Raw genomic sequence first — 9,193 nt, 5'->3', positions numbered from 1 at the left:
CGACCATCAATAGCCATGTAGAGGGCGGTCTCGCCGAGTTCCTGACGCTGGACAGCCTGTGATTCCAAAGCTTCAAGATCGCTCACGCCATGTTCCCGAAGGAAGGCTGCTTTGCCGATGAGCACGACACGTCCGCCGATGCGGCCTGATACACCACCGCCTGTGTGGGAGGCGAAGTCTTCGACAGGAAGTAATGGCAGGCTGGCTTCCTTTGCACCTTTCACCACGGCTGAGGCGAGCGGGTGCTCGCTGGACTGTTCAAGGGAGGCTGCGAGCTGGAGCAGGGTGTCTGGTGCTTCATCACCCGCAGGTATGGCCTGGGAAAAATGCGGCCGGCCTTCCGTGAGTGTGCCGGTCTTGTCCACCAGCAGTGTCGTGACTTTTTCCAGCCGCTCCAGTGCTGCGGCATCCTTTACCAGCACGCCTTCACGGGCACCACGCCCAACACCGACCATGATGGACATGGGCGTCGCCAAACCAAGCGCACAGGGACAGGCGATGATGAGCACGGCCACCGCATTGACGATGGCAAAGGCAAGACGTGGCTCGGGTCCGAACCACCACCAGATCCCAAAGGTGAGCACAGCGATCACCAGCACGGCTGGCACAAACAACGAAGCAAATTTGTCCGCGAGTCCCTGGATCGGTGCGCGGCTGCGCTGTGCCTGTGCCACCATGTCCACGATCTGCGAGAGCAATGTTTCGCTGCCGACGCGCTCGGCCTTCATCACAAAGCTGCCCGTGGTATTCAGCGTGCCACCGGAGACTTTGTTGCTGATGATTTTCTCAACAGGCAAAGGTTCGCCTGTGAGCATGGACTCATCCACGGAGGAAGCGCCTTCGGTGACGATGCCATCCACGGGGATTTTGTCGCCAGGGCGGACACGCAAGAGGTCGCCGACCTTGACTGCTTCCAGCGGGATGTCTTCGTCACCGCTGTTTGTGATGCGGCGTGCTGTGGGTGGTGCGAGATCGAGCAAGGCACGGATCGCACTGCCTGTGCGGCTGCGGGCACGGGCTTCCAACCATTGGCCTACGATGACGAGCACGATGATGACGGCTGCCGCCTCGAAATAGAGCGCCACCTTGCCTCCCATCTGCATGGAGACTGGGAACAAGGATGGAAAAAGAATTGCCACCAAACTGTAGGCATAGGCGGCACCGACACCGATGCTGATGAGTGTCCACATGTTCCAATGGCCGGAGCGCAGTGAGTTCCAACCACGGCGGAAAAACGGCGCACCTGCCCAAAGTATCACCGGTGTGCTAAGCACGGCCTGCACCCAGCGTGAAAAATCGCCATTGATCCAATGCGAATGTCCCAAGCCAGGTAGAAGATGCGCCATCGCCAGGATGAAGACGGGCAGCGTCAGCAGGCTGGAGATCCAAAGTCGGCGGCGCAAATCTTGTTCCTCACCGCCTTCATCGTCATCATCGCGAGCGGCCAGCATCGGCTCCAGCGCCATGCCGCATTTTGGGCAGTCGCCCGGTTGATCCTGCACCACCTCGGGGTGCATGGGGCAGGTGTAGCGCGTCTTTGTCTCGGCTTTCCAAGCGGGATTGCGCTCCAGGGACATACCGCACTTGGGACAGTCACCGGGTTGGTCGGACTCGACTCCGGGACACATCGGACAAAAGTATTTGGCACCTGACGAAGGCCGCACTTCGCTGTGATGTTCAGCATGGCCTGTTTGGCAGCAGTCTTTCTGTGTGGTCGCTTCTGGCTTGGGGTGATCGTAGCATTTTTTCATGGCATGTCCTTGTGATTTTTGTGAGCGTTAGACTGGCGGATCTATGAGGCGCAACCCCACTTTCTATGAAGGCACTGGCGTTGGTGTCAGTGCAGAATCACAAAGCTGCCATCGGGTCGGGAGTAAGCCGCAGTATAGCTCCACACGGGCAGCTTGTCACCATCGCCGGATTCAGTGACGCGGCCCTGGGCATCCAGCAGTTCCCAATGCAAACCGCCAGCCTTGTTCCAGCCGGAACCCGTGACGCTGGTGATGAGGGTTTGTCCTTTCGAGTTCTGGGCGAGGGACGGATGCTTTGCATTCTTCGGCCCGATCTTTTTAATTGAAGCAGTATCGCCCAAGATACCGGTGACGATCTGACCGTCATTTTCCCAGGCGGCACGCAGATTTGCCGAGCTGGGCGTGAGGCTCGCACTGCTCATGGGGCACATGGCAACACGCCATTCATCGAGCTTTGTCAGCGTGGAGCGTCCGGCTTTCTGAGTGATGAGAGTCATGCCACGCTCGGTCGGGGTGGTAGCGGCGCGGTAAAGCACGCTCAGCGTGTCGTCTGCGGCCAGATGTGCCCGCAGCGAGCAGCAGGCACACACACCCGACTGCGTGGGGTTCAGCGGCACAGGGGCCGAAAAGGTGCCGCCGTCATCGGCGGAGTAACGTGCCCAGACAAGGCGTGCGCTCTCACCCGTCTCTCCCGCAGGGGCGGCGTGCCAGACGATGGCGACATGGCCTTTCTCATTCGCCGCGATGGATGCGCCGCCATCGAGTGCGGTGGTATTGCCCATCAGATTTTGTTGTGTGGTAAATTCCTTTGCGCCTGGCAGCAGCTTGGCATGGAGCAGCGGTGCCTGGGTCATCTTGCCGGATTTGTCACTCGTGCTGCCGTTCCAGATGACCTGCACGCTGCCATCCTTTCCCAGCGCGATCTGTGCTCCGCGAATGGTGCCGGCGGCAATGGCAGAACGCCGCTCGCTATTCACCGTGATGGGTGCAGACCATGCGCCGCCGTCCACGCGGCGGGTGCTGTGACGGATGTCGCAGCCTTTGGGATCACCTTTGAGATAAACCAGATGCACCACGCCTGCTGATGTCATGGCGACCTGCGGCTGAATGCCCGGCTCCGGGAGTGATTCGATCTGCACTTGTGCGTGCGTTGAGGCTGCGAGGAGCAACCAATAGGAAAGGATGGATTTCATGGCTGATGTAGGCTGTTGCGGGCGCTTTCATGGGCTAAACGACAAAAAGACTGGCCGGGGTTGGGACCGACCAGTCTCCATAGGCAGCGAACAACTAATGCTGATCGCAGCTCGAACAGTGCGCTTTCTTGGCCTGCTGGCCTTTGGCTGCACAACTGCTGAGAGTGAAGGCGGTCAGGCCGACCGCAAGAATGGCGAGAAGTGTTTTCTTCATGTGACGAGAGTGTCAATTTGCTGAATGTGAAGCGGGATTTACTTCTTCTCTGCGGCTTTCACCTTGGCGACGAACTTGGCAGGTTCTTTGTTGAAGTCCTTCGTGCAGGACTTGCAGCAAAGATACACATCCGTGCCTTCATGGGTGACCTTGACTGCCTTGCCCATGGTGCCGAGGTCTTCGTCGGAGACGACGCACTTTTTCAGGGGGTAGGTAGCAGGAACGCCGTGATCGTGTTTTTCATCGGCTTTGACGAGGCCAGCTCCAAAAAGGAGACTGGAGAGAAGGGCGAGGGTAAGTTTCATAATTGGGTCTGTTGGTCGTTGATTTTGGGTTTGTGAGCGCCTGATAAATGGCAGGCAACCAGTGCAACTCCGCAAAGCTTCCAACCCCTCAAGAAAAAAACACCACCTGTATTTGGGCGCAGGTGGCGTCGATTCATGGCTGGTGGCTACTTTAGTGCTGCTTGCAGTGACGCAGGGTTCCACCGCAGGATTCGCAAACTTGCTTGGTGAGGCTGCCGGTCTTCATCATTGCGATGACCTGGTTCTGACAATCCTGGCAGGACATGCGGAACGACAGGCAAGATCAGAACAAGCGTTCCGCCATAATCACATGCGCCCTGCATCAAGCATCTCGCGGAGCATTTGACGCGCCCGATAGACTCGCACTTCAACGGCCTTGGCAGAGCAACGCTGCACGGTGGCGATCTCCGCGTGGCTCATCTGCTCCACAGTGAAAAGTAGCAGCGCCTCACGCATTTCTGCGGGCAGCCGTGCGATAGCCTGGTTCACGAAATGGGCTTTCTCCGCGAGTTCGGCGGCGGCATCGGGAGCGGGGGATGGATCGACAGGATCATGCACCAGCACGCCGCATTCATTTTCCATCGGCACTGTCGGATGACGGCTTTTCCATCGCGCATGGCTTCGTGCCAGATTAGCGACGATGTGAAAGAGGTAGGTCGAGAAAGCGGCGGATGGCTTGTAGCTCTTCCGGCTGGTGTAGAGCCGCACAAAGGTCTCCTGGGCAAGATCGGTGGCCGTGGCGTGATCTCCGACCATGCGGAGCAAAAACGCGCAGACACGCTCCCTCCAGCGCAGCATGATTTCGTTCAGGGCCAGATCCTCTCCAGCGGAAAGCCTGTGCATGAGCTGCAGATCATCCTCGTCGGAAAAACTCATGGTTTCGCAATATGTGAGTGGCCGTGTCTGACGGGTTCCGCCGCTACGCCGATGGCCTGGGGAAGCATGGCATCAAGGTATTGGCGGGCCTGCGCCGTGGACATGACAGCGGCGGTTTGTTGCAGGTGTTTTAGCAGCGCACGCTGGCACTCGACATTCAGCGCAGCCTGCTCTTGCAGGGCTGCATCGAGTTCTGGGGACGAAAGATTGCCCACGGCGGCGAGCTGGCCGAGCTTTCTGCGCGAGGTCATCACCTTCATGCACAGCGCCTCACAGGTCGGACGGTAGGCCAGATGCAGTTCCTTGACCCTGGCAAACTGGGCATCATCCAGCTTCAGCTCGTCGTGCAACCAAACCAGTTCCGGCAGCATTGTGTCTCCATCATGCACGGAGGCGCTCAGGCTCGTGCCGCACTGGCATTGATTGCGGGTAATGAAAAAAGCCCCGGCGGAAGCCGTCAAAGCCAGAAGTAGGATGAAAAGGCCACGTTTCATTCTTGTTCAGCCAGATGGCCGGGGTGCAGGGGATTAATGGAGGCAAAATACGCCGTGCGCTGTGCGGATGCGCTGCTCTCACTTACGGTGAGGCCACCAAGTCCAGCGCCCGCCGCCAGCATCACGGTGACTACGGCAATAGCAGGAACGGGTTTGGCAACCCAGAGGAACAACGCATCCGCAAATTCGCGCCACTTGGCACCCAAGGAGTCCTGACCGGCGATTGAAATGCGCTCCCACACTTCACGGTTAAAGGCGGCAGGCAGGTCTGGCTTTGGGTGAGTTCGGCGGATCAGAGAGTCGATTTCGTCGTCATTCATGGCGGGGGGAAATGTGGCGGGTGATAAGCTGAGCACAACCCGCCAGATCATCCGATGCCGGGCGGGTAAGCTGGTTTGCTGGCCCATTAGTTGGCGCACTGCTTGCGTTCGGCAGCATTGCAGTTCTTGCCAGCGTGGGGTGCGCCGCAGCCAGTGTTGCACACGATGCTCTTGTTGGCCTGGAGGCCACGGCCACTAGGAGCTGTGCTGTAGCTCGTCTTGGTTTCGCAGCAGGACTTGAAGGCAGGCTTCGCGGGAGCGCTGGCTTTCGGTGGTGTGACGGGAAAATAGTTCCAGTCACGTCCCGCGATTGCGCTGGTGGAACTGAAGCCGACGAGCAAAGCCGCAGCAAGGAAGGTGAGTTTCGTTTTCATGGTTGGATTTGTTTTGGTTGGACACCCATGCGGGCGTTCATGCTATTCAACTCCGGTCCGTCGCCAACCCCTCCATTTTCTGAAAATCATTGCTCCCGCTGAATACCCCCTGTTTTCCGTGCGCCGTTGCAGAAGTGCAACAGTTTGAGATTACGTAATTGGGTTTGTCAGCAATTCGTAAGGTGGTATTGATAATGTATTTTATCATTACTATAATGACTCAAGGGTGAGGAGTGTGGAATGGTTAATGGTTCTTCAGGTTTGGTCGTTGAAACGAAAAATCGTTTACTGACGGCATCAGAGTTTCAGACTTTGGCTAATGTGCCTCCAGAAGTTGAGTGGTTCGCAAACATCGAAAACGCGAACACTCGACGAGCCTACAAGAGCGATGTGCATGACTTCACGACGTTTGCTGGAATACGCCAAGCAGAAGAATTCCGCCTCGTAAAGCGCTCTCACTTGATCGCATGGCGCAAGCAGCTTGAAACGCGAACGCTGGAAGCTGCGACAGTGCGCCGCAAACTGTCGGCGGTTGCATCGCTGTTCGATTATCTATGCGAGTGCAACGCTGTTCCATTCAATCCTGCCGATGGCGTGAAGCGCCCCAATCAAGGATCGAATGAAGGCAAGTCTCCAGCTCTTGGTGATGCAGAGGCGAAGGCAATTTTGGAAGCGCCCGATGCTGATACGCTCAAAGGGCTGCGTGATCGTGCCATTCTCTCAGTTCTCCTTTTCCATGGTCTGCGTCGTGCTGAGGTCTGCTCGCTATCGGTCGGAGATGTGCAATCACGCCGGGGCGTGATGCACTTCCGTGTTCTGGGCAAAGGTGGGAAAATCAGGTTCGTGCCTGTGCATCCACACAGTTCGCAGCGCATTAGTGAGTATCTGGAACGCTCGGAGCATGGCGACAAAAACGACAACGCTCTCTTTCGCCCGGTCAAGAATTCACTGGGAACGCTTGAAAAAGCACTCACCGGACACGGCATCTACAAAGACGTGGTGAGGAAGTATGCCCGTGCGCTTGGCCTCGATCCAAGTGCGGTGTGTGTGCATGGCTTGCGGGCAACTGCGGCGACCAACGCGCTCGACCACGAAGCGGACATTGCAAAGGTGCAGGAATGGCTTGGGCACGCAAGCATTTCGACAACACGGCTCTACGACAGGCGCAAAACCAAACCGGAAGACTCGCCCACATTCAAAGTGAGCTATTAGCTCCAGCGACGGCGAAGCCACGAGTGACGACGACTTCGGCGCGACTTTCGTTTCTTCGTTTTCTCAGCAATCAATGACTCGATATAAGCGACCACTTCCGGCTCTCGAAATCGCTTGGAGTCCTTCCAAACCTTGTTTGGAATGGGCAAACTGAAAAACTCTCGCAAGTCCTCGTCCTGACCTGCCGGTTGCTCATGAACCCTGCCTTTGATCGCAGCCATAACAGCGGTTAGATGCAAAATGATGAGGTTCACAAAGATGCGTTCTTCAAGCGTAACGGGCTTGATGTCGAGCTTGGCGTCTGCGCTCAAAACCCTCAGCAGGCCTGGCCTCTCGATCACCTGCTGCCAGATGGAGCGGTGATGCTCGGTGATGTTGAGCAGATTTGAAATCCGCCTGATTCTGGTGTCCAAGAGGAATGAGCGTCCGGTGAAGAACAACCCGGCAACGATACCTGTGGTCTGCAACAAGTTGAACCAGTTGGACCCGAACCACTCCACAAAAATCCCCACACCCTGCCTTGTAACAGAATGTGGGGACGTAGGCAAGAGGGGTGCGATCTCATGCAAGGCGAGCGATGTCGCCTTTGGCGCGAAGCAGAATTTCGCGTGGAATGCGGATGACCCGCTCCTCCGCTGCGCAGCCTGCGGATGAAGGGAGCGCGGGGATGGCTGCTGCGGTGATGTCCTGGCCGATGATGGCGAAATCGCCACTGTCGAGTTCCAGGATGTCAGGGCAGCCTGATGAACTCGACGATTTTCTCCCGCCTTTGTGAGGATCGGGACCGATGCGACGCATAACGATGATATTCATGATGGTGGATGTTGTTCTGAAATCGGAACTTATGTTCCGAATACCGAACATTGTTCTGAAATCAGAACTGACGCAAACGGAATCTGATCTATTTCCTGAGGGTGTAATGTCCCGCACTGCCAAGAACCTCATCGGTCCACAACTCGCCAAGCACCGCACGCACTTGGCGATGTCGCAGTCAGAATTTGCGGGTCTGTGTCAACGGAGTGGCTGGGATGTTTCGAGGGAAACCTTGGCAAAGATCGAGTCAGGCATTCGATGCGTGACTGACCTTGAGTTGGTCGAGATTTCGAGCGCACTAAAACTCCCTGTCCCCGTGCTTTTCCCGCCGGGAGAACAGCATCGTTTTGGCCGGAAAGTGAATCAATGAATGCCTTCTTCTGAAAATGACGGACAAAGTCACATATACCCCGGCGGAGTTTGCTGCCCTATTCGGCAAGGAGAGAACTTGGGCATACCGCCAGCTTTATGCAGGTAAGGTGAAGGCCATTACCAAGCTGGGCCAAATCCAAATCCCCCAATCGGAAGTGGATAAACTGCTAAACGGCGCGGAGCGCTACCTTGGCTCGGCATCGCATGTAAAACGCACTGCCAAGCGCAAGGCTAAAAAGAAAGCGCCGGTATCAAAAGGCGCGGCCAAGTGGATGAGCGCCGTTAAACACCAAAGGAAACACGGCTCGCCGCCAAAAGAGAATGCTCGTTCCGCAGGTGCCCGTAAACCTTCATCGCCAGAACGCCTCCGTCTCGGTGACCAAGCCAGCGCGAAACAGTCGGTATATCAACGCCTGACTCGATGCAAATCGTCGCGAAAAGATGACGCAAGTCGTGGTGAGTGATGGGAGCCATTTCGATGCTTTCAGCCGCCCGCTTCATGGCTGCATAGGCTGATTTGATATGCATCACCGGCTCTTTGAGAGAGGCTGGTTCATTTTCCGAGCGCAGGCGCTCCAGCAATTTTTTTGCTGCCGGAATCATGGGGATACGACGGAAAGAGCCGTTTTTAGTGCCATCTTCGGGAGTGCCGATGACAAGGATTTCGCCCTTCTCGAAATCGCAGTGCTGCCAGAGCACATAATTGGACTCACCCAGCCGCATCCCGGTATAGGCGAGAAGCTCCACCAGATCAGCGCAGTGATTTGATGAACGACCACCTGCATTGCGTAACGCCGCCACCCATTGGCTAAAGCGGGTTTGGTTGGGCAACTTGCCGGAAAGGTCTTTGCGACGCACCTTGGCCCGTTTGATGGCAAGCGCTGGGTTGGTGCGGCGCACGCCGCGCTTGACGGCAATCCTGAACATGGATTTGAGCACCAGCAGCGAGTTGTTGAAGCGCATGGGCGACATGGCTTTGACTGCTTTGCCTGCCCAGTCTTCGCATTGTTCAACAGTCACGCGGCGCAGCTCCGTGGTGAGCAAGGCGGGCCAGCTTTTCCTGAAAGCTGCAATGACGGTTTTCCAATAGCGTTTGGTGCCCTTCTTGGTGGACGGGTCGTTTTGCAGTTTGCTTTCATGCACGGTCAAGGCTTCTGCGCCGGTCATTTTTTCGGTGACGGCGGTATCCTGGCTGAGTTCATCGCGGTAAGCGTTGTCCTGCAAAAGTTCGGCGAGTTGCGGTTTGGCAACGCTCAAGACTTTGGTTTT

Annotated in this window: 12 protein-coding genes; 2 read left to right on the top strand and 10 right to left on the bottom strand. The window is 56.7% G+C overall.

Features of this window, described 5'->3' with window-relative positions; translation table 11 throughout:
* From PSV43_RS22080 to PSV43_RS22050, 7 genes are all read right to left on the bottom strand, one after another.
* A partial coding sequence (locus PSV43_RS22080; protein WP_300202860.1) for a heavy metal translocating P-type ATPase occupies positions 1–1,751 on the bottom strand: 1,751 nt, incomplete at its 3' end.
* 86 nt (positions 1,752–1,837) lie between these two features.
* The gene (locus PSV43_RS22075) at positions 1,838–2,944 is read right to left on the bottom strand and encodes a hypothetical protein (RefSeq protein ID WP_300202836.1); all 1,107 of its coding nucleotides are present in this window, start codon (positions 2,942–2,944) and stop codon (positions 1,838–1,840) included.
* A gap of 252 nt (positions 2,945–3,196) precedes the next feature.
* Entirely contained in the window at positions 3,197–3,463 is a 267-nt protein-coding gene (locus PSV43_RS22070; RefSeq protein ID WP_300202833.1) for a hypothetical protein, read from the bottom strand.
* Positions 3,464–3,769: 306 nt separating this feature from the next.
* Positions 3,770–4,339: a sigma-70 family RNA polymerase sigma factor gene (locus PSV43_RS22065; RefSeq protein WP_300202831.1), complete on the bottom strand. Its 570-nt coding sequence runs from the start codon at positions 4,337–4,339 to the stop codon at positions 3,770–3,772.
* Entirely contained in the window at positions 4,336–4,833 is a 498-nt protein-coding gene (locus PSV43_RS22060; RefSeq protein ID WP_300202828.1) for a periplasmic heavy metal sensor, read from the bottom strand. Before PSV43_RS22060 ends, PSV43_RS22065 begins: the two co-directional genes overlap by 4 nt.
* Positions 4,830–5,153 (bottom strand): hypothetical protein, encoded by a 324-nt coding sequence (locus PSV43_RS22055; protein ID WP_300202825.1) that lies wholly within the window; start codon positions 5,151–5,153, stop codon positions 4,830–4,832. The genes PSV43_RS22060 and PSV43_RS22055 overlap by 4 nt, the downstream gene beginning before the upstream one ends.
* Positions 5,154–5,239: 86 nt before the next feature.
* Positions 5,240–5,527 (bottom strand): hypothetical protein, encoded by a 288-nt coding sequence (locus tag PSV43_RS22050; RefSeq protein ID WP_300202822.1) that lies wholly within the window; start codon positions 5,525–5,527, stop codon positions 5,240–5,242.
* A 240-nt stretch (positions 5,528–5,767) separates the two neighbouring features.
* Between PSV43_RS22050 and PSV43_RS22045 the strand changes: the two genes are divergently transcribed.
* The gene (locus tag PSV43_RS22045) at positions 5,768–6,739 is read left to right on the top strand and encodes a tyrosine-type recombinase/integrase (RefSeq protein ID WP_300202819.1); all 972 of its coding nucleotides are present in this window, start codon (positions 5,768–5,770) and stop codon (positions 6,737–6,739) included.
* On the opposite strand, the gene PSV43_RS22040 is transcribed toward PSV43_RS22045, so the two are convergent.
* Positions 6,736–7,287 carry a hypothetical protein gene (locus PSV43_RS22040; RefSeq protein WP_300202817.1) on the bottom strand — a complete coding sequence of 184 codons (552 nt, stop codon included), beginning with the start codon at positions 7,285–7,287 and terminating at the stop codon, positions 6,736–6,738. The genes PSV43_RS22045 and PSV43_RS22040 overlap by 4 nt on opposite strands.
* A 13-nt stretch (positions 7,288–7,300) precedes the next feature.
* Positions 7,301–7,552, bottom strand: coding sequence for a hypothetical protein (locus tag PSV43_RS22035; RefSeq protein WP_300202814.1), 252 nt, complete (start codon positions 7,550–7,552; stop codon positions 7,301–7,303).
* Between PSV43_RS22035 and PSV43_RS22030 the strand changes: the two genes are divergently transcribed.
* On the top strand, positions 7,551–7,922 hold the full coding sequence (locus tag PSV43_RS22030) for a helix-turn-helix transcriptional regulator (RefSeq protein ID WP_300202811.1): 372 nt from the start codon (positions 7,551–7,553) through the stop codon (positions 7,920–7,922). The genes PSV43_RS22035 and PSV43_RS22030 overlap by 2 nt on opposite strands.
* 284 nt (positions 7,923–8,206) lie before the next feature.
* Here the strand turns inward: PSV43_RS22030 and PSV43_RS22025 are convergent.
* Positions 8,207–9,193 (bottom strand): site-specific integrase (locus PSV43_RS22025; protein WP_300202809.1); only part of this gene is annotated, 987 nt, incomplete at its 5' end.

Origin of the sequence: Prosthecobacter sp., from assembly GCF_029946185.1 — a bacterium.
In the GTDB taxonomy this organism is placed as follows: domain Bacteria; phylum Verrucomicrobiota; class Verrucomicrobiia; order Verrucomicrobiales; family Verrucomicrobiaceae; genus Prosthecobacter.
Note: the sequence above shows the minus strand (reverse complement) of the source record. Positions and strands in the feature narration are given on the sequence as shown.

What these genes read in the sequence shown, in the direction of transcription:
- PSV43_RS22075 (WP_300202836.1), bottom strand. Translation starts at nt 2,944, where the DNA reads ATGAAATCCATCCTTTCCTATTGGTTGCTCCTCGCAGCCTCAACGCAC.
- PSV43_RS22030 (WP_300202811.1), top strand. Translation starts at nt 7,551, where the DNA reads ATGATGGTGGATGTTGTTCTGAAATCGGAACTTATGTTCCGAATACCG.
- PSV43_RS22050 (WP_300202822.1), bottom strand. Translation starts at nt 5,527, where the DNA reads ATGAAAACGAAACTCACCTTCCTTGCTGCGGCTTTGCTCGTCGGCTTC.
- PSV43_RS22070 (WP_300202833.1), bottom strand. Translation starts at nt 3,463, where the DNA reads ATGAAACTTACCCTCGCCCTTCTCTCCAGTCTCCTTTTTGGAGCTGGC.
- PSV43_RS22045 (WP_300202819.1), top strand. Translation starts at nt 5,768, where the DNA reads ATGGTTAATGGTTCTTCAGGTTTGGTCGTTGAAACGAAAAATCGTTTA.
- PSV43_RS22035 (WP_300202814.1), bottom strand. Translation starts at nt 7,552, where the DNA reads ATGAATATCATCGTTATGCGTCGCATCGGTCCCGATCCTCACAAAGGC.
- PSV43_RS22060 (WP_300202828.1), bottom strand. Translation starts at nt 4,833, where the DNA reads ATGAAACGTGGCCTTTTCATCCTACTTCTGGCTTTGACGGCTTCCGCC.
- PSV43_RS22055 (WP_300202825.1), bottom strand. Translation starts at nt 5,153, where the DNA reads ATGAATGACGACGAAATCGACTCTCTGATCCGCCGAACTCACCCAAAG.
- PSV43_RS22065 (WP_300202831.1), bottom strand. Translation starts at nt 4,339, where the DNA reads ATGAGTTTTTCCGACGAGGATGATCTGCAGCTCATGCACAGGCTTTCC.